Origin of the sequence: Nostoc sp. DedQUE09 (genome assembly GCF_034530915.1) — a bacterium.
GTDB lineage: Bacteria > Cyanobacteriota > Cyanobacteriia > Cyanobacteriales > Nostocaceae > Nostoc.
The window spans coordinates 15,290-35,503 of record NZ_JAVRCE010000007.1 but is presented as its reverse complement, the minus strand read 5'-3'; the positions used below and the strand labels follow the sequence as shown (position 1 = coordinate 35,503).

The 20,214-nt window shown below is 44.2% G+C and carries 12 protein-coding genes and 3 pseudogenes; 10 read left to right on the top strand and 5 right to left on the bottom strand.

The window, feature by feature from the left end:
• The first annotated feature begins 8 nt into the window (after positions 1 to 8).
• Positions 9 to 140, top strand: a complete 132-nt coding sequence (locus tag RMY27_RS35460; RefSeq protein WP_416212318.1) for a hypothetical protein — start codon at positions 9 to 11, stop codon at positions 138 to 140.
• Here the strand turns inward: RMY27_RS35460 and RMY27_RS06590 are convergent.
• The 3 genes from RMY27_RS06590 to RMY27_RS06580 all read right to left on the bottom strand — a co-directional run bounded on the left by RMY27_RS06590 (position 113) and on the right by RMY27_RS06580 (position 3,598).
• Positions 113 to 1,200, bottom strand: a protein-coding gene (locus RMY27_RS06590) for an ISKra4 family transposase (RefSeq protein WP_322661544.1) whose coding sequence is annotated in 2 segments (ribosomal slippage) — positions 113 to 1,023 and positions 1,023 to 1,200 — 1,089 coding nt in all. Because the reading frame shifts where the segments join, the coding sequence is not laid out codon by codon here. The genes RMY27_RS35460 and RMY27_RS06590 overlap by 28 nt on opposite strands.
• 239 nt (positions 1,201 to 1,439) lie before the next feature.
• Positions 1,440 to 1,796 carry a hypothetical protein gene (locus RMY27_RS06585; protein WP_322661543.1) on the bottom strand — a complete coding sequence of 119 codons (357 nt, stop codon included), beginning with the start codon at positions 1,794 to 1,796 and terminating at the stop codon, positions 1,440 to 1,442.
• 638 nt (positions 1,797 to 2,434) lie between these two features.
• Complete coding sequence (locus tag RMY27_RS06580) at positions 2,435 to 3,598, bottom strand: calcium-binding protein (protein ID WP_322661541.1); 1,164 nt, start codon at positions 3,596 to 3,598, stop codon at positions 2,435 to 2,437.
• Between the two features lie 136 nt (positions 3,599 to 3,734).
• Between RMY27_RS06580 and RMY27_RS06575 the strand changes: the two genes are divergently transcribed.
• The 7 genes from RMY27_RS06575 to crtE all read left to right on the top strand — a co-directional run bounded on the left by RMY27_RS06575 (position 3,735) and on the right by crtE (position 14,850).
• A complete protein-coding gene (locus RMY27_RS06575; protein WP_322661539.1) occupies positions 3,735 to 3,881 on the top strand; it encodes a hypothetical protein in 147 nt (48 codons plus the stop codon).
• Positions 3,882 to 4,540: 659 nt separating this feature from the next.
• Positions 4,541 to 6,898: a family 2 encapsulin nanocompartment cargo protein terpene cyclase gene (locus tag RMY27_RS06570; protein ID WP_322661537.1), complete on the top strand. Its 2,358-nt coding sequence runs from the start codon at positions 4,541 to 4,543 to the stop codon at positions 6,896 to 6,898.
• 245 nt (positions 6,899 to 7,143) lie between these two features.
• A complete protein-coding gene (locus tag RMY27_RS06565; RefSeq protein WP_322661535.1) occupies positions 7,144 to 8,553 on the top strand; it encodes a family 2B encapsulin nanocompartment shell protein in 1,410 nt (469 codons plus the stop codon).
• Positions 8,554 to 8,897: 344 nt separating this feature from the next.
• Positions 8,898 to 10,307, top strand: coding sequence for a family 2B encapsulin nanocompartment shell protein (locus tag RMY27_RS06560; protein ID WP_322661532.1), 1,410 nt, complete (start codon positions 8,898 to 8,900; stop codon positions 10,305 to 10,307).
• Positions 10,308 to 10,592: 285 nt separating this feature from the next.
• On the top strand, positions 10,593 to 12,539 hold the full coding sequence (gene dxs, locus RMY27_RS06555) for a 1-deoxy-D-xylulose-5-phosphate synthase (RefSeq protein WP_322661530.1): 1,947 nt from the start codon (positions 10,593 to 10,595) through the stop codon (positions 12,537 to 12,539).
• A gap of 36 nt (positions 12,540 to 12,575) precedes the next feature.
• Positions 12,576 to 13,805, top strand: coding sequence for a (E)-4-hydroxy-3-methylbut-2-enyl-diphosphate synthase (gene ispG / locus RMY27_RS06550; protein WP_322661528.1), 1,230 nt, complete (start codon positions 12,576 to 12,578; stop codon positions 13,803 to 13,805).
• Positions 13,806 to 13,929: 124 nt separating this feature from the next.
• Entirely contained in the window at positions 13,930 to 14,850 is a 921-nt protein-coding gene (crtE, locus tag RMY27_RS06545) for a geranylgeranyl diphosphate synthase CrtE (RefSeq protein ID WP_322661526.1), read from the top strand.
• Positions 14,851 to 14,855: 5 nt separating this feature from the next.
• Here the strand turns inward: crtE and RMY27_RS06540 are convergent.
• Positions 14,856 to 15,395: pseudogene (locus RMY27_RS06540) on the bottom strand (IS66 family transposase); the annotation flags it as partial.
• Positions 15,396 to 15,777: 382 nt separating this feature from the next.
• On the opposite strand from RMY27_RS06540, the gene RMY27_RS06535 reads away from it, so the two are divergent.
• Positions 15,778 to 18,315: a hypothetical protein gene (locus tag RMY27_RS06535; RefSeq protein ID WP_322661524.1), complete on the top strand. Its 2,538-nt coding sequence runs from the start codon at positions 15,778 to 15,780 to the stop codon at positions 18,313 to 18,315.
• A gap of 260 nt (positions 18,316 to 18,575) precedes the next feature.
• Positions 18,576 to 18,857, top strand: a pseudogene (locus tag RMY27_RS06530) (IS5 family transposase); the annotation flags it as partial.
• A 27-nt stretch (positions 18,858 to 18,884) separates the two neighbouring features.
• Here RMY27_RS06530 and RMY27_RS06525 read toward each other — a convergent pair.
• A pseudogene (locus tag RMY27_RS06525) lies at positions 18,885 to 19,991 on the bottom strand (IS630 family transposase).
• Between the last annotated feature and the right edge of the window lie 223 nt (positions 19,992 to 20,214).

Genomic DNA, 20,214 nt, shown 5'->3' with positions numbered 1-20,214 from the left:
ATGATTCTTTGATTGGTGATGATGGTAATGATTCTTTGATTGGTGGTGATGGTAATGATTATTTGATTGGTGATGATGGTAATGATGGGAGCATCTTACTTTTTGAAGTGGCTCAAACAGACAATAATCCATTGAGGTAAGCACAGCGATGAGCCAGAACTTGAGGCACATTTTCTCGCTTCCATTGCGCCCCAGAAATCTTTGTTCGACGGTCAATCTGTTTAACGGCAGATTCAACTGACCCAGAACCAATTGAACAAATTTCTTCAGCTTGATGATATTCGTAGTTGATGATGCGATGACGATGCTTATCGAGATAACGACAAAAGTTTTGCACTTGTTTACCCTGACAACCAGTAAATAAGGCTTTGGTTTCTTCTACTTGACCTTTCCATAGTAGGGCTTGTGCCTGTTTCAAACGTTTTTGTGAACCTCCAATTTTGTGAAGATTTTCTATTAAATGAAACCAATCCAGTACTTCTCGACGTTGTACATCAGGTGCTAATTGGTCAATAATATTCCAAATGCCGTCATGTCCATCACCAATACAAGTGAGTGTACTACCCAGTTGTTGGTGATTAACCCAATCAATTACAACCTGATTATTTTGAAAAGACGTTCCCACGGTTTCATGGTGATGTAAGCTAATCGCTTTATAGCCCAGCCATGCACATATTTGACCTTTAGGAGTGCGGACACGAATATTTCCACCATCAACGCTTAATTCTTCAACTTTGTCTTCTTGCTTGGGTAAATCGAAGTTTTGGCGATGTACCAATCGCTGTTGACTGCTGTGAGAAACTCGCACACCTGTGAAATATTCAATATCTGATGCTGCATCTTCATAGCTGACATTGGCACTCACGCGTAGACAACAAATTTGCAGATACGGACTCAGTTGATTGCTAGAAGGGACTTCCAATTTCTGCGCTTGCTTACTCGTGATTGACAATTCTCCCAAAATACTTTTCATTCGTCGTCGATACCCTGCACTTGTGCCTGTAACCGTTTCGATAAAAAAACCCCTACTTCTGGCATTACGTGCTTTTGCATTTGACTCCGCACTGCTTGTTCTATTCCTGCAAGACTAGTTAGCCTTTCTGGTGACGTGTCTTCGTACAATATTTTAGCGTTGGCGTAGCCCGCCGCAGGCATCGCTTGAATATGTTCTTGGAGGGCTTGCTTTTGTTCTGGGGTCATCGGTAGGTAAATACACTCGTCTTAATTATCCTGACTGATTTTCGCCCTCTTTGCAAAAAACTGGGATGCTCCCCCGTTACTCCACTGGCAACACCACAATAAGCAGGACGTTTTTGAGTTTCTAGTTGAAGAAGGCAGAAGGCAGAGGGCAGAGGGCAGAAGGTTTTGTTTAGAAGGGGATTCAGACCCCTCCTAAACAAGAGCCACCAAATTTTCAATTTGGTGGGGGTCTTAAACCCTTACTCCCTACGGTCGTGACAGAGAGCAGGAGTCAGAATTTCCTTCTGCCTTCTGCCTCCTGCCCTCTGCCTTTCCTGATAAGTAATAAGTGGCGTGTAATCTTGTTTTATCTGGCTAGAACTTAATATTTTTTGGCCTAATGATGATTCTAAAGAAATCAGATTTTGCGAAAGTGGCAACCGTTTTATGGGCGGTGGTACAAATGCATAATATCCTACTGCTGCAACACCACTAATACCTAACAATCCAGCGACACTAGCTATAATCGAAGCAATTTGCCGAACTCGACCCTTTGCTTCATTAATCGGAGGTTTTATCTTTGTTACTTGCTGCTGAAAGCTTTTATTATCTTTCATTGTCTACTTTATACTGATTTTTCCCGACGTTTTAGTGTAAACAGTTACTTCAACTTATCTTAAACCGATGCATAACCATGTTGTCAAAAAGAGTAAAAGTGGCAGGGGGACAACCCCATACATAAATGTAAAAGCTTGAACTAGGGACGCATTATTTCTCGCACTGCGCGTCTCGAAATAAATATTTTTACTTTTGGACATAAATAAATTTATTTGCTCTGAAACCCGAATGGCTAGGGAAATGAGCGAATCTTTCTCCCCCGCTCCCTCCTCCCCTGCCTCTTTGCTCATTTTTTCGTATGATGACTTCTTGCTCTTGTGCTGAAGTTACGAGCCAACGAAAACAAATTGGTTAGAGTCTATGGGCGGTATTATCCGCCGTACCTCTGTGTTCAATCTGGGCATCCCACTTTCGCTACACCCAGCTTTCGACATTCTTAGCGATTAACTTTTGCTCCTGTGGATGTATTGATCACATGACTGGTGTACTACTGAGAGATTCTATTCTCAGGATTCAACCATTGTGATTACCATTAATATAATGCAAGTAAATTCCCTTGTTATCGATGAATTTTAACTTACAGTGTCCACAGGTATGTTTTTGCATAAGTAGCGTTTTAGCAGTTGTCCCCCTGAGTTTAAACCAGTTGAATGTCTAAACTAGTTTGGAAACCAGTAGGCTTATTTTCCAGATTGGCGAATCTAGATTCTTGGAAGAACAAAGAACCACTTAGGGGATCATAACTGAAGTTACTGAGGTCAGTAGCACCAAATCCTGCTTGAGAAACTTGAATTTTATCACCTTCAACAGCCTTAAAGTCTTTGATAATGTCAACACCCTCTAATACGTTGGTAAAAACAAATTTATCTGCACCTAGCCCACCAGTGAGAGTATCTGTACCTAATCCACCAGTGAGTGTATCGTTTCCGCTCTTACCAGAAAGTGTATCGTTCCCGCCATTGCCAAATAATAGATTATTTTGTCTATCTCCAACAATCGTGTCACTTTGATTTGTACCTTTGATATTATCAAAGTTTATAAATGTGAACCCAGCTGTATTTCCGCTAGGAAGATTATTAACTACGAAACTTTGAGTTTCAAGGTTAGCGTTGACTGATGCATCTCCAATTATAAAGGGCGCTGAAGGAGCAATTGAGGCATCTATAGTGTTATTTGCAACGCTAGCATCAACAACAAGATTTTCAAAATTACCAAGTAAATCTCTACCTAGTCCACCACCTTTTTGAAAAGTTCCATCAATGAAAATGGTAGAGCTTACACCTATTTTGCTGTAATCAGCCGTATCAGTCCCATCTCCACCATTTAAGGTATCGTTGCCTGCACTACCTCTAATAATGTCATTGCCGCCGCTACCAGATAATTGATTATCAACAGCATCACCAGTAATAGTGTCTTTTTGATTTGTACCAGTTACATTAACAAAATTTTTCACATTAACTGCAATTCGCGTTGAACCCCCAACTCTAATTTCTAGCCTTTCTTTAGATAACTCAGCTACTATTGATACAGTTGTGTTATCAGTAGTAGCATCAATACTGTTAGCCTGTCCCGTTGCACCGATCAGGGTTTCAACTACATCTTGAAATGTGTCAGTTCCAATTGCACCTTTTTGGAAATCTGCTGGTTGAATTATTACAGGTTGTTCTAAGCCACTGTAATCAACAATATCGTTACCATCTCCACCAGTAATGGTATCATCACCTGCACTAGCGATAATTCTGTCATTCTCAGCAGTTCCGATTAAAATATCGTCCCCATCAGTACCTGTAATTATTGCCATAATCTTGCTTTACTTATTTTTGAGTAACTGCTGTATAGTAACTTGTTATCATCTATATTTTTCTTGAAAAAATGTTGCAGAATATAGCTATTAAGTAAGATTTTGCCGCAGACATTCTGCTCCTGGAGCGACCACAATGTATGCAGAAACTCACGCGTTGCAGCGAATTCGGGGCAGAATCCGGGGTTTGAATTCTTGCTCTCGTACTGGAATGACGATCCGGCGAAAGCAGATTGTGGTTACAAAGCTAGTAGCGAAGTTTCCGCAGTGGGGTGTTGGTTGATTGGCAAGAGTTACAACAAACTAATAATTGTATATTTAGTTACAAGAGTAATTGTTTGGTCAAGTGGGAAAAGTGGGTTTAGTAGGATCTTTTGTACTAAGCCTTGATTATCTGGTTAATAACCTGTAAATTACTGCTTATTAGATAGTTGATATCCAATTACACAATTCATTTACAATTTGGTTTTTCATAATTCGCAATCGCAGTTTTAAACTATGAATTAACTTAATTTAAGGAATATATTACGAGCTGCTCAAAGAGATAATTAAGCAGTTTTCTTCACTGTCTTAACTGTCATTGCATATTTTTAAAACACCTTAATGATGCAACACCAGAATGAAATTAATTTTTTAAGAAGAAATCCATCATGACTCAGAATGTGCCATATCTTAAGCAGCAAACTTCAAAAGAAACTACCGAATTTGAAAGTGCAGACATTTGTAAAAAGAGCAGAACCTATAGCCATTAGCGGTATAGACTGATGCTTTTCAGGCAATACCGACAGCCCAGAAGCCTTCTGGAAACTGCTATGGGTTTAGCTTATGCAAATGCCCTAAAAAGGTGTCTTACTCCCTATCAGGGAAAACGGATGTTAGCACGCTAATCTAACATGACTTCAATCAAGACAATGAGCTTAAACTGATAGATTTAAATGTATAATGACTTCAAACAAGCAACCTTTTGAATTGCCGAGTTTTTATGTACCTTGGCCAGCTCGGCTGAACCCAAACCTAGAAGCGGCACGGGTACATTCTAAAGCTTGGGCTTATGAAATGGGGATTTTGGGTGGAGCAGAGGGTTCAGAAGATTATGGGATTTGGGATGAGCGCAAGTTTGATGCCCATGACTATGCATTATTGTGTTCTTATACCCATCCAGATGCGGATGAACCCATGCTCAATCTGGTAACTGACTGGTATGTTTGGGTATTTTTCTTTGATGATCACTTCCTTGAGCTTTACAAGCATAGCCAAGATATGGCTGGGGCTAAGAAGTACCTCAATAGACTGCCAGCGTTTATGCCTGTGCAACCCCAAGAAACGCCGCCAGAACCCACCAATGCCGTAGAACGGGGTTTAGTAGACCTCTGGGATCGCACCATCCCCAATGCCTCCCAAGATTGGGTAATCCGGTTTTCTGAAAGTACCATCAATCTTCTCAAAGAATCTCAGTGGGAACTCGCCAATATCAGCCAGAATCGAGTTGCTAACCCGATTGAGTACATTGAAATGCGCCGTAAGGTGGGGGGAGCGCCCTGGTCAGCTAACCTAGTGGAACACGCGGTTGGGGCAGAAATTCCGGCGGCGATCGCCCCGACTCGACCAATGCATGTTCTCAAAGACACCTTTTCTGACGGGGTACATCTGCGAAATGACATCTTCTCTTACCAAAGAGAAGTGGAAGAAGAAGGGGAAAATGCTAACTGTATCCTGGTTTTGGAACGATTCCTGGATGTGAATACCCAAGAGGCGGCCAACCTCACTAACGACTTACTAACATCTCGGGTGCAACAGTTCGAGAATACCTTTGTCACCGAGCTTCCTTCTTTGTTCGAGGAATATAGTTTGAGTCCTGATGAGCGTCTGAAAGTCGTCCTATATGCCAAAGGACTTCAGGACTGGCAGTCGGGGGGTCATGAGTGGCACATGAGATCGAGCCGCTACATGAACCAGACATCAGACAAATCTTCGACAGCAAGCTGGTTTTTAGGCGGACCTACTGGACTAGGCACATCGGCGGCCCGTCTGGGAGCTTTATACGATAGTTTGGGACTGAAACGGTTCAAAAGCTTCACTCATGTCCTCTATCAGCCTGTAGGGCCAGTAACTCTGCCGCAGTTTTATATGCCCTTCTCCACCAGTTTGAATCCTCATTTAGGAGAGGCTCGGCGACATTCAAAGGAATGGGCGCGTCAAATGGGGATGTTGGACGTACTGCCAGGGATGCCGGGCATTTACATCTGGGATGACCACAAATTCGATGTGGCCGACGTAGCTTTATGCGGTGCTTATATTCATCCCAATGGTTCTAGTCCTGAGTTGAATATCACAGCCTGTTGGCTAGTTTGGGGAACATACGCCGATGACTACTTCCCTGCACTGTATGGCTATAGCCGCAACATGGCAGGGGCAAAAGTTTTCAACGCTCGGCTATCAACCTTTATGCCCCTTGATGGGAGCCCTATTCCCCTACCAACGAACCCAGTAGAACGGGGTTTAGCGGATATTTGGGCGCGAACGGCTGGCCCGATGACAGCTAATGCTCGTCGCCAGTTCCGCCGTGCGATCGAGGATATGACGGAAAGTTGGTTATGGGAACTGGCGAACCAGATCCAAAATCGCATTCCCGACCCCATAGACTATGTGGAAATGCGTCGTAAGACCTTTGGCTCCGATCTAACCATGAGCTTATCTCGACTGTCCCAAGGGAACGAGATCCCATCAGAGATATTCCGCACCCGAACTATGCAGGGAATTGAGAATTCAGCCGCTGATTTCGCCTGTTTGACGAACGATATTTTTTCTTACCAGAAAGAAATCGAATTTGAGGGCGAGATTAATAATGGTGTACTGGCGGTTCAAAATTTCCTTAACTGCAATATCCCCCAGGCCGTCGCCATTGTTAACGACCTAATGACCTCTCGTGCCCTTCAGTTTGAACATATCGTTGCGACTGAACTCCCTATGTTGTGTGACGATTTCAACCTGGATACCAATGCCCGTAAGAAACTATACGGTTACGTCAAGAAACTGGAACAGTGGATGTGCGGCGTACTCAAGTGGCATAGGGCAGTAGACCGCTATAAGGAATTTGAATTGCGGAGTAACTCAACAGAAAAGCGGTTACTCCAACACCCCACAGGGTTAGGTACTGCCCCAAGGCAAATTACCCCAAGTGTCGGTCAGCAAACAACTCAAACCAATGTTCAGCCAGTAGTGCAGAACTTACCGAGTGGCCCGACAGGGTTAGGGACTTCAGGTATCAAAATCGGTTCGTTGTTAAGAACAAAAGATTAACTCAATTTGAGTCTCTATTTTGAACGAGCAAACCACTTGTCAACAAACATTACCAATGGAGATTAATAATGACTGGCAATCTATATCTGAGACTGGTGAAAAAAGTGCTATTTAGTCATCCGCTAGTCGTACAGAATTAATTCTGAATTCTGTTGTGATAAATTTGCGGCTTTGAGTTCTTTTGGGAACGCTCGTCAGGTAAAACTTGGTTTTTTTCTAGTAACTAAAAAGTAGAGGATTGAATTGTGACTTATTCTAGCGATCGCAATATCGATGCAGAAAATCAGCAGCCCCACTTAACCTTAAGTACAGCAGCAGCGCGTAATTTGGCGACAACGGCCAAATCTGCACCGCAGACTCAGGAAATTACATCCCGGTGGTTATTGAAGCTGTTGCCGTGGGTACAGACCAAAGGTGGCACTTTTCGAGTCAACCGTCGGTTGAGTTATACCGTAGGTGATGGGCGGGTGAGTTTCAGCAATACTGGAGCAGCAGTGCAGGTAATTCCCCAAGAACTAACTGAATTGCCCTTACTACGCGGATTTGGCGAAGTTGATATCTTGACCGGTTTAGCAAACCAGTTTCAGCAGCAAGAGTACGCCCCAGACGATGTAATCGTTGAGATTGGTCAGCCCGCCGATCGCATAATTCTAATTGCTCGTGGTAAGGTGAACAAAATTGGTGTTGGCAAGTATGGCGAGCAAATCGTCTACGATGTACTAGCTGACGGCGACCATTTCGGCGATGAAACTGTAGCCCAGTCCGAGGACACCTGGCAGTACACCCTCAAAGCAATTACCAGAACCATAGTTTTGTCGTTGCCCCAACAGGCGTTTGAGAGACTCATCGGCCAGTCTCAGGCGTTGCGAACTCATATCGAACAGTTCCGCACCCGCCTGGGCCAGCCACAGACTCCCGAAGGTGAAGCTGCCATTGAACTAGCAGCCAATCATCCCCAAGAAACTCCTTTGGCAGGAACCTTCGCTGATTACGAACTTGCACCCCGTGAATACGAGTTGAGCATCGCCCAAACGGTGTTACGAATCAGTACTCGCGTTGCGGATCTGTACAACGAACCGTACAACCAGACGGAAGAACAACTGCGACTAACTATCGAGTCATTACGGGAACGTCAGGAATACGAATTACTCAACAACCGCGAATTTGGATTGCTACACAACGCCGACTTGAAGCAGCGCATCTATAGCCGTACTGGCGCACCCACACCCGACGACTTGGACGAACTATTGACCACGGTATGGAAGGAGCCGTCATTCTTCCTAGCTCACCCCCGCACCATTGCAGCCATAGGCCGGGAAGCCAACCGCCAAGGTGTTTATCCACAAAGCGTAGATGTCAACGGCAATCAAGTTACAGCTTGGCGCGGCGTACCTATCTTTCCTTCCAGTAAGATTCCCATCACCAATAACCGTACCAGTTCTGTGCTTTTGCTCCGCACAGGTTTGGAAAAACAAGGCGTCATCGGCTTACATCAAACCGGCATCCCCGATGAGTACCAACCAAGTTTGTCTGTGCGCTTTATGGGTATCGATGAAAAGGCGATTATTTCTTACCTGGTTACTGCCTACTACTCAGCAGCCGTCATGATTCCTGACGCGCTCGGCATCCTCGAAGATGTGGAAATCGGGCGCTAGTGGTTTGCCAAGACAACTCTGCATGTTGGCAGGCAAGAGAAGCAGGGGAAGCGGGGGAGGCAGGGGAGGAAAAAGCATTTTTAAATAATAACTCTTTTTCAAAGTGCTGCTCCTCTCCCCCTGCTCGACCCACACGGCAATTTTGGTTTGCTAAACCGCTAAATATTCTTCAGGAGTGCTGAGTTAGGAGAGACGCGATTAACCCAAGTCTTTCCAAGAGATCGGAGTGAGGTAGAGACGCAATTAAACCTTGTCTATAGAGGAGTTATTATTCTCTCCTCTGCTCCTTATCTCCCTCACTCAGCACTCTTGATGCGCTTTACTGGTAATTAGAGGATGGGGTCATGACGGATTTTATTGAATCGAACAGTTCAGTTGAGGGCGGACAACCTCAACTGAGTTTGAGTAAAGACGCAGCGCGTAATTTGTCCTCAACAACTAAATCTGCACCGCAGACGCAGGAAATTACGCCGCGGTGGTTGTTGAAGATGTTGCCGTGGGTGCAAACTAAAGCTGGCACTTATCGGTTGAATCGGCGGTTGACCTATACTGTGGGTGATGGGCGGATTAATTTCACTAATACCGGAGCCGAAGTGCAGGTAATTCCGGAGAAACTGACTGAGTTGCCATTGCTGCGAGGGTTTAATGACGTTGGTGTATTGACTGCACTGGCTGGTCGATTTGTTCAGCGGGAGTTTGCGCCTGGTGAGATTATAGTGCAGGTAGGTCAGCTAGCTAATGAGTTGGTGGCGATCGCGCATGGCAAGGTTAACAAGATTGGTATTGCCAAGTATGACGAGCAGCCTTTGTTGGATGTGCTGGCTGACGGTGATTATTTTGGCGAACAGGTATTAGTGGAGCCAGAAACCAGGAATTGGAAGTTTACAATCACAGCTGTCACCCAATGCACGGTACTGACCCTACCACAACAAGCATTTCGGGAACTGCTCAATCAGTCTCAGGCGTTACAGGTTCAAGTTGAGCAGTTTCGCGCTCGTGCTGAAAAACCACAAAACAAGTACGGTGAAGCTTTAATTGACTTATCCTGCGCTCATCCTACAGAGACGACGTTACCAACAACATTTGTTGACTACGAACTCTCACCCCGCGAATATCAATTGAGCATTGCTCAGACTGTGTTACGGGTGAGTACTCGCGTTGCGGATCTGTACAACGAACCGTATAACCAAACACAAGAACAACTGCGGTTGACTATCGAGGCTTTGCGAGAACGTCAAGAATACGAGTTGATCAATAACCGCGAATTTGGGTTGCTGCACAATGCTGACTTCAAACAGCGCATTTATAGTCGTAGCGGCCCCCCCACTCCCGACGACCTTGACGAACTGGTTACCCGTCGGCGCAAGTCGAAGTTCTTCTTGGCTCACCCCCGTACTATTGCAGCCTTCGGTCGGGAGTGCAACCGTCGGGGCATTTATCCATCAACCATTGATGTTGATGGGAGTAAGATAATTACGTGGCGCAATGTACCGATTTTTCCCTGTAACAAAATCCCGATTACTAAGAACCAAACTAGTTCTATTTTGATACTCCGTACTGGTGAAGATGACCAAGGTGTGATTGGTTTACATCAAACTGGTATCCCGGATGAATACCAACCGAGCTTGTCTGTCCGATTCATGGGTATCAACGAAAAGGCTATCATCTCCTACCTCGTCACTGCTTACTACTCTGCTGCGGTTCTTATCCCCGATGCACTCGGCATCCTCGAAGATGTCGAAATCGGGCGCTGAGTCAAGGAGATGGTCAAAGACTAATAGTTCACCAACCCAAAATTGCTATGTGGAGGCGGGCAGGGGAGCAGGGGTGCAGAGGGGAAAAACATAACAATAACTTTCTCCTCTACCCCTCTGCTCCAGGATCTGAACACAACGCAAAGTTGCCTTGGCAGACTATTAGTCGGGGAGATCCATAAAAATAAATCAGGCATAGGCAAATTGTGGAGTTACTACCTAACGATTTCAAGCCTTACACAGATGGCAAACAACATTTTAAGTTGGACTAGTGAAAAGTCAGATATGAATCTAAATCAAATTACTCATCCAAATCAGTTGCATGGACTATCAATTGTAGAACTGGAAGATATCGCACGCCAGATACGGGAAAAGCACTTACAAACAGTCGCCACTAGTGGTGGTCATTTAGGTTCTGGTTTAGGTGTGGTTGAGCTTACTTTAGGGCTTTACCAGACTTTAAACCTTGACTATGATAAGGTAATTTGGGATGTCGGTCATCAAGCATATCCACACAAGCTAATCACTGGGCGTTACGATCGCTTTCATACTCTGCGCCAAAAGAATGGCATTGCTGGCTATCTCAAACGTTGCGAAAGTCAATTTGATTACTTTGGGGCTGGTCATGCATCTACTAGTATATCTGCGGCTTTGGGTATGGCTCTAGCCAGAGATATGAAGGGTGACAACTTCAAAGTAGTGGCAGTAATTGGTGATGGCGCTCTTACAGGTGGTATGGCTTTAGAAGCAATTAACCATGCTGGTTACTTGCCTAAAACTAACTTGTTGGTTGTACTCAACGATAATGAAATGTCGATTTCGCCCAACGTTGGTGCTATTTCTTCTCACTTGAATCAACTACGGTTTAGTCCTCCAATACAATTACTTAAAAAACTCGAAGAACAATTTGAAACAAGAACTTATATAGATTCGCTTCTACCAGAGTTAAATCGCTTTAAACAAGGTATCAAACGCTTAGTAGTACCGAAAGTGGGAGCAGTGTTTGAAGAACTAGGTTTCACTTATCTTGGACCAATTGATGGACATAATCTAGAGGAATTGATTGCCACCTTTGAAATAGCACATCAACAACTTGGCCCAGTGTTGGTACATGTAGTAACAGTCAAAGGCAAGGGATATAAAATCGCTGAACAAGAAAAATTAAACTACCACGCTCAAAACAAATTTGACTTAGCTACTGGTAAAGCAATTACTTCAAGCAAGCCCAAACCCCCTAGCTACTCTCGAATATTTGGTGAAACCTTGACTAAAATTGCCAAGAACAATCCTAAAGTCATTGGCATAACTGCGGCTATGGCTACCGGTACAGGCTTAGATATTCTGCAAAAACAACTGCCCCAGCAATACATTGATGTGGGAATTGCTGAACAGCACGCAGTCACTTTAGCAGCAGGTTTAGCTTGTGAGGGGATGCGCCCTGTTGTCGCCATTTATTCAACTTTTTTGCAGCGAGCCTACGACCAAATCATTCACGATGTCTGCATTCAAAATCTGCCTGTACTCTTCTGCATGGATAGGGCTGGGATCGTTGGTGCTGATGGGCCAACTCACCAAGGGATGTACGATATTGCTTATTTACGTTGTATTCCTAACATGGTATTGATGGCTCCCAAAGATGAAGCCGAACTCCAGCAAATGCTAGTAACCGGTATTAACTATACTGATGGTGCGATCGCCATGCGCTATCCACGCGGAAATGGTTATGGAGTTCCCTTAATCACAGAAGGTTGGCAGCCCTTACCAATAGGCAAAGGCGAAATTATCCGTCATGGAAAAGATGTGCTGATGGTTGCGTATGGTTCAATGGTCTATCCATCACTGCAAGCTGCTGCCAGCTTAAGCGAACATGGAATCGAAGCAACTGTAGTAAATGCCCGCTTTGCCAAACCTTTAGATACAGACTTAATAGTACCTCTAGCAAAGCAATTTAATCGAGTGTTCACCCTTGAAGAGGGCTGTTTGATGGGGGGCTTTGGTTCAGCCGTTGCCGAAGCTTTACTCGATCGCAATGTCGTAGTTCCAGTTATCCGCATTGGCGTTCCTGACTCCTTAGTAGAACATGCAACTCCAGAAGAATCACAATTAGAACTGGGCTTGACTGGTTCTCAAATTGCTGATCGCGTCCGCAAAGAAGTGCAATCAGCCATACTTGATGTCCAAGTATGGCAAGAAACTCCTGTTGAACAAAAGACTGATACTGTTATTCGCTGAACCAATTTTTCTTCTTCACTAAGCGCTATTCAACAGATGACTATTATTTCTAATCCTATCACTTCCAACTTTTATTCTAATGGGAGCATAACGAGTACTATTATCCCCAGGCGCAAAACTCGGAGCGTTCGCGTTGGCCGGGTGACGATTGGTGGTGGTAGCCCTGTAGTAGTGCAGTCGATGATTAATGAGGACACTTTAGATATAGTAAGTTCCGTGAATGCAATTCGTCGCCTCCATGAAATCGGTTGTGAGATTGTCCGCGTTACCGTACCTAGTATGGCTCACGCCAAAGCTGTTGCTGAAATTAAACAGCAACTAAAACAGACTTACCAAGATGTACCCCTAGTAGCCGATGTTCATCACAACGGCATGAAGATCGCTTTGGAAGTCGCAAATCATGTAGATAAAGTACGAATTAATCCAGGGTTGTACGTATTTGAAAAACCTAGCAACAATCGCAGTGAATATACACAAACAGAATTTGAGGAAATTGGTGATAAAACTCGTGAAACCTTAAAACCTCTAGTGATCTCTTTGCGCGATCAGGGCAAGGCTATGCGAATTGGCGTAAACCACGGTTCTCTAGCAGAACGGATGCTGTTTACCTATGGTGATACTCCAGAAGGGATGGTGCAATCAGCTCTAGAATTTATCCGCATTTGTGAGTCTTTGGACTTTGGCAACTTAATTATTTCACTCAAAGCTTCTAAAGTACCAGTGATGCTTGCTGCTTACCGCTTGCTAGTCAAGCGGATGGATGAGTTGGGTATGGATTATCCCTTACACTTGGGTGTCACCGAAGCAGGTGATGGAGAATATGGTCGGATTAAGTCTACAGCTGGAATTGCTACTTTATTAGCTGATGGTATTGGCAATACAATTCGCGTCTCTCTAACGGAAGCACCAGAAAAAGAAATTCCCGTTTGCTACAGCATTCTGCAAGCACTGGGACTACGCAAAACTATGGTCGAGTATGTTGCTTGTCCCTCTTGTGGCCGCACCTTGTTTAATCTCGAAGAGGTGTTGCATCAAGTTCGAGAAGCCACCAAGCACCTGACTGGTTTAGATATTGCTGTTATGGGCTGTATAGTCAACGGCCCTGGCGAAATGGCAGATGCAGATTATGGTTATGTTGGTAAAACTCCTGGTTATATCTCTTTGTATCGTGGGCGCGAAGAAATCAAAAAAGTGCCTGAGTCTAAAGGGGTTGAGGAACTGATTAATTTGATTAAAGCTGATGGGCGTTGGGTTGACCCGCCCTAAGAGCAGAGAATAAAATCCGATTCTGAAAAACTAGGGGTTTCAAGGTCGGCGCGGTTTAAATTAATTCATCCTTTGATTCACCAACACCAATTTGTTTACCTACTTTTATAAAGGTGAGTTTTATATGCCAAAATCAATGTTGCAAACTTCTACAGACGCTAGCTTTGATTTAAAAGCTTATTTATCAGAACGACGAGCTTTAGTTGAAGCAGAACTTGAACGCTCAATTACTGTAACTTATCCAGAAACTATCTATGAGTCGATGCGATATTCTCTATTAGCTGGAGGAAAACGCCTACGACCAATTCTGTGTTTAGCAAGTTGTGAACTTTGTGGTGGCACATTAAAGATGGCAATGCCTACTGCCTGCGCTTTAGAAATGTGTCATACCTTTTCTCTGATCCATGATGATTTGCCTGCTATGGATAACGATGACTATCGGCGAGGTCGGTTAACTAACCATAAGGTTTATGGCGAAAATATTGCAATTTTAGCTGGGGATGCACTTTTAGCTTATGCTTTTGAGTTTTTAATCGTGCAAACAAAAAAAGTTCCGGCACATCATTTGTTGCAAGTCGTTCTGAAGTTAAGTCATACTATGGCAGCAACAGGTTTAGTCGGCGGTCAAGTTGCTGATTTGCAATCTGAGGGTTTAGAGAATATTGATATCAAAACTCTCGACTTTATTCATACTCATAAAACTGGAGCTTTGTTAGAAACCTCAGTTCTCTCAGGGGCGCTATTAACAGGAGCGAGCGACTCTGTTTTGCAACGACTTTCTGTTTATGCTCGTCACATTGGTCTAGCTTTTCAAATCGTTGATGATGTGCTTGATATAACTGGAACACAAGAAGAACTAGGCAAAACTCCGGGTAAAGACCAAAAAGCACAGAAAGTAACTTACCCTAGTTTATGGGGTATTGAGGAATCAAAACGCAAAAGTCAAGAATTAGTTGACCTAGCCAAAGCTGAACTTGCTGGTTTTGGAGATCGGGCACAACCTCTAATGGCAATCGCAGATTACATCGTAGCAAGAACGCAATAATCTTTGATTTGCAATGCTCTTAGCGTAGAATTGTTATCAGAAGAAACTTCAGGGGTTTTCAGGAAATACCACCATTGATTTGCTTTATCGCGCAAAGAACGTAAAAGCTGACCTGCTGTCGCTCCTGCTTTGTCAATCCACTGATTGAGCGAAGAATGCAACTTAGCTTTGAATTGATTGACCCAATCGTTATAACTACTTGAATCAAGAGTCTCAAACCATTGAGCATAACTGCTAAAGGCTTCATTAATTAAATCAACAAATGCTGAGCGCAAAGCGCACGCTACGCGAACACCAATAGCTTGGTTGTGAAGACCTGGAAGCTGAATTAATTTTTTGAAGTGACGGCGTAGATGTGCTAAACATTTCTGCTGGGCTACAGCTTGATAGCCATTGTAAACACTAAAATCGTCGCTGCTGAGTACCCCTGTATATTTAACCCCTAAAATTGTTTCTAGTTCGGATCGTGAACGAGTATCAGCCGCAGTAAACTGGCAGAAATCAGAATTAGCAACGACCCACAACCATTCTTTGATACCCTTAACTCAATACGGTTCAGTTAAGGAAATTTATCTGTTAAGGCAGGCAGGGGGGAGAAAAAAGCTTAACTCAACGGTATTGCCCTATTGACAAGGCTTAGATATTCATCAGAATATTTAAGTGATTTAACGGTTATCAAAAGAATTTTTTGCTACAAAATAAAATTCGTTGACTAGCTAACACCAAAAGACTGCTATCAATACAACTCGTAATTGTAAGCTTTGTAATTCGTGATTCAACTCCCTAATTACGAATTACAAACGGGAAGCAGGTTTGAAAATTGGAATTTTTTGTTAGTCCGCGCAGGCTTTTTCGTGTTTGTCTAGCGGTCAATTCCATTGACCAAGACTCACGAATGCTCAATCACTACCAACACAGGAGAAAATTATGGTTAATTCATTGAATCTCTCTGACCTCAACGGCGCTAACGGCTTCGCGATCAACGGCATCAATGCTGGTGACTCTTCAGGCAATTCTGTCAGCAGTGCCGGAGATGTCAACGACGACGGCATCGATGACCTGATTATCGGGGCACTTTATGCCGACCCTAACGGCGACGATTCTGGGCAGAGCTACGTAGTATTTGGCAAGAGCACAGCATGGAGCGCCACTCTCAATCTGTCTGACCTCAACGGCGCTAACGGCTTCGCGATCAACGGCATCAATGCTGGTGACTGGTCAGGTAATTCTGTCAGCAGTGCCGGAGATGTCAACGACGACGGCATCGCTGACCTGATTATCGGGGCACTTTATGCCGAACCCAACGCCCCCAATTCAGGGCAGAGCTATGTGGTATTTGGCACGAGCACAGCATGGAGCGCCACTCTCAACCTCTCTGACCTCAACGGTGCTAACGGCTTTGCGATCAACGGCATTAATCTTGCTGACTTATCAGGCATTTCTGTAAGCAGTGCCGGAGATGTCAACGACGACGGCATCGCTGACTTGATTATCGGAGCATCTTATGCTGACCTCAACGGCGACGACGATTCAGGGCAGAGCTACGTGGTATTTGGCAAGAGCACAGGATGGAGCGCCACTCTCAATCTCTCTGACCTCAACGGTGCTAACGGCTTCGCGATCAACGGCATCAATGCTGGTGATTTTTCAGGCTATTCTGTCAGCAGTGCTGGAGATGTAAACGACGACAGCATCGCTGACCTGATTATCGGGGCACCTAGTGCCTCCCCCAACGCCAACTTATCTGGGCAGAGCTACGTGGTATTTGGCAAGAGTACAGGATGGAGCGCCACTCTCAATCTCTCTGACCTCAACGGTGCTAACGGCTTCGCGATCAACGGCATCAATACTGGTGACAACTCAGGCTATTCTGTCAGCAGTGCTGGAGATGTAAACGACGACGGCATCGCTGACCTGATTATCGGGGCACTTTATGCCGACCCCAACAGCAACGACGATTCAGGGCAGAGCTACGTGGTATTTGGCAAGAGCACAGGATGGAGCGCCACTCTCAATCTCTCTGACCTCAACGGTGCTAACGGCTTCGCGCTCAACGGCATCGCGGCGGATGACTCTTCAGGCGTTTCTATCAGCAGTGCTGGAGATGTAAACGACGATGGCATCGCTGACCTGATTATCGGGACAAGTGAAGGTGGCTCTACTGGGCAGAGCTATGTGGTATTTGGCAAGAGCACAGGATGGAGCGCCACTCTCAATCTGTCTGACCTCAACGGCGCTAACGGCTTCGCGATCAATGGCATCGCGGCGGGTTTCGACTCAGACGTTTCTGTCAGTAGTGCCGGAGATGTCAACAACGACGGCATCAGTGACCTGATTATCGGGACACCTGGAGCGTCCCCCAACGGCTCCTTATATTCAGGGCAGAGCTACGTGCTATTTGGGGGGAAGAATATAGGTAGGGGCAGCACCATTAACCTGTCTGGAACTGCTGGTACAGATACTCTTGTTGGCACGGACAGCAACAACATCATCGACGGCCAAGGTGATAACGATACCCTGACAGGCAACGGTGGTCAAGATAAGTTTGTGATTCGCTATGGCGATGGCAATGACATCATCACTGATTTTGGTAGCGTAGGTCAGGGCTACAACCCATCGCCAGAGGTGATCGCCAATGTTGATACGCTGCAATTTACAGCTCCGCTACTAACTGCCGAAAATTTGCAACTGACTCAACATGGCAACAACTTAGAAGTCACCTTTGAAAATGGGGGTAATACCAAAGTTACTCTGCAAAACTTCCTCTTAGAAAACTTAGATAACCTGCCAGCAACTTCTTCCAGATTTGCACTCGGCAATATCCTGTTTAATGGGCAAACTAGCATCACCGATAGCTTTGATGTGATTAATGCTAACTCTACTCAAACTAGCATTTTCAACAAAAACACTGTCACTTTCCTCAATGACTCAAACAATAACATTGCAGGTTTTGATAAATCTAATGATGTGATTAATGGTCAAGGGGGTAATGACATCATTAATGGCTTGAGTGGCAATGATCTGTTGCGGGGCGGGTCAGGCGATGATATTCTCATCGGTGGAGAAGGCAATGATACTCTTGTGGGTGGCAAAGGTAATAATATTCTTGTTGGTGGTGTAGGTGCTGACTCTTTTGTTTACAACACCGATGCTGCTTTTACCCTGAATGCTATTGGTCAAGACACGATCGCTGACTTCAACCACTCGCAAGGTGATCAGATTATCCTGGATCAAACTACTTTTAGTGCGATCGCTTTAACAAGAACAGGTTTTCTTGATGAGTATAGTAATTTTCAAATCACAACTTCTGCGGCTAGCACGGCGAAAATTATCTACAATCCTTTGAGTGGACAGTTATTTTATAACCAAAATGGCAGTGCAGCAGGTTTTGGCAGTGGTGGTCTATTTGCAACTCTGACTGGTGCGCCAACTCTCACGGAATCAGATTTTGTGTTGCAAGGGTAGTTTGCTCAAAACACGGAATGTCGAGTTTGGAACACGAACTGGACTTTGGACTAAAAAGCTAGAGAAAAGCAGTCAGCAGTAACGCTGACTGCCGTAAAGCTTACGGGGCTACAGAAAGGGCTAGGATACAGATAGAATAAGCCTCATTGCCCTTTCTCCTTGTTGATAAGAGGCTATTTATAAAGTAAATCTAAAGAGGAAATAATCGAGTAGAAAACTAACTGTAAGATACAAGCAAATAGTATATATACTGAAGAAGAATGTCTTGTAAACGGTATCCTACAGACGTGAGTGATCTGGAATGGAGAATTCTGGCTCCTCTGATTCCGCAAGCGAAACCAGGTGGTCATCCCCGCACTACTGATATGCGAGAAATCTGTAACGCCATCTATTATCACTTGAAAACAGGGTGTCAATGGGATATGCTGCCACGGGATTTTCCACCGAGTTCAACCGTTTACAGCTACTACCGCAGGTGGCAAAAAAAAGGCATCTGGGAGCAGATGAATCATACTTTACGTGACCAAGTTCGCCAACAACTAGTAGTCTGCCAAGACAACTTTGCTAAGTTAAATCTTCGGGTATAAAGGTCCCATTTTTTGGCGTGCGTCCTTGGTTTTAAAACCCCAATAAACACTGGCTTTTTGCTGATTACGTTGTGCTTCCCAAGCAGTAATTTCAGAAGATAGTGTCTCTACATTAGGAATACGTCGTTCTAAACACTGGCGAGATAAAACAGATAATTCAATTTCTACCTGATTTAACCAAGAAGCGTGTTTAGGAGTATAGTGAAACTCTAATTTTTTAATAATTCGACGCGCTTCTTGTGGAGAGAAAACTTCATATAATACATTGGGAGTATGAATATTAAGGTTATCAACTACTAAACGAATTACATCAGCAGTTCTGTAATGAATATCTACTAAATCTTTTAGTTGTTTAGCAAAATCAGCTTTTGTCCGACGTTGTGTAACTTCAACATGCCTCCATCCAGCTAAAGGTTCAAACAAGACAAACAAATTAACTACCCCGTTACGTTTGTATTCATAATCATAACGTTCGGGTTGTTCTGGTTCTGGTGGCAAATGTTGTCTTACTTCTTCTACTAATTGATATGGGCGTTCATCTAGACAGACTACAGCTTTCTTCGGCTCGTATGGCTCATTATATAAATCTAACACATCTTCCATTCTCAACACATATTCTGCGTTGACTTCGGGAATACACCACTGTTCTTTTAACCAAGGTTTAATTTCATTTTTTTTAAAGTTTGACGTACTGTTTCGTCGGAAATTGAATCTACTATACCCAGGCTTACTAGGTGATCTGCTAATAACTGCATTGTCCAACGAACTCTTCCAGTAGGTGGGTCAGAACAAGCAGTCGCAATCAAAAATGCTTCTTGCTTTTCATCTAACTTTTTTGGTTTTGGTGGATGCTTTTCATCGTCTAATGCAAAATCTAACCCGCCAATGACAAATTTTTCTCGTGTTCGTTGCACTGTTGCAGCATGGACTCTAACTGTGGACGCGAGCGCTTCATCGCTCTCTCCCTCTGATGCCAGTAAAAGTATGTTTGCACGGATTATAGTTCTCGCCTTATTTACCTCTTTTAATTATTGATTGCAGTTGAGAAACTTCATCTTCACTTAAGTCAACAATGTACTTTTTCGCCATGTTAAACCCCATTTTTTGGCTAGTTTACCAATTGGAGGTACTACTTAGCAAAGTTAACTTGGCAGACTACTAGGCAAGTCAACCCAACCAACAGCGTTAGCGAAGCTCGCCGTAGGCATCGCCGCAGATAGTCAGTCGGTAAAAACGACTGAAAAAAGGGGGATGTGTATGGTTTTGATGGAGGCAAAAAGGTAAAAGGAAGGAAACGCCAGACGTTAGTTGA

What these genes read in the sequence shown, in the direction of transcription:
- RMY27_RS06585 (WP_322661543.1), bottom strand. Translation starts at nt 1,796, where the DNA reads ATGAAAGATAATAAAAGCTTTCAGCAGCAAGTAACAAAGATAAAACCT.
- RMY27_RS06580 (WP_322661541.1), bottom strand. Translation starts at nt 3,598, where the DNA reads ATGGCAATAATTACAGGTACTGATGGGGACGATATTTTAATCGGAACT.
- RMY27_RS06575 (WP_322661539.1), top strand. Translation starts at nt 3,735, where the DNA reads ATGTATGCAGAAACTCACGCGTTGCAGCGAATTCGGGGCAGAATCCGG.
- RMY27_RS06570 (WP_322661537.1), top strand. Translation starts at nt 4,541, where the DNA reads ATGACTTCAAACAAGCAACCTTTTGAATTGCCGAGTTTTTATGTACCT.
- RMY27_RS06560 (WP_322661532.1), top strand. Translation starts at nt 8,898, where the DNA reads ATGACGGATTTTATTGAATCGAACAGTTCAGTTGAGGGCGGACAACCT.
- dxs (WP_322661530.1), top strand. Translation starts at nt 10,593, where the DNA reads ATGAATCTAAATCAAATTACTCATCCAAATCAGTTGCATGGACTATCA.
- ispG (WP_322661528.1), top strand. Translation starts at nt 12,576, where the DNA reads ATGACTATTATTTCTAATCCTATCACTTCCAACTTTTATTCTAATGGG.
- crtE (WP_322661526.1), top strand. Translation starts at nt 13,930, where the DNA reads ATGCCAAAATCAATGTTGCAAACTTCTACAGACGCTAGCTTTGATTTA.
- RMY27_RS06535 (WP_322661524.1), top strand. Translation starts at nt 15,778, where the DNA reads ATGGTTAATTCATTGAATCTCTCTGACCTCAACGGCGCTAACGGCTTC.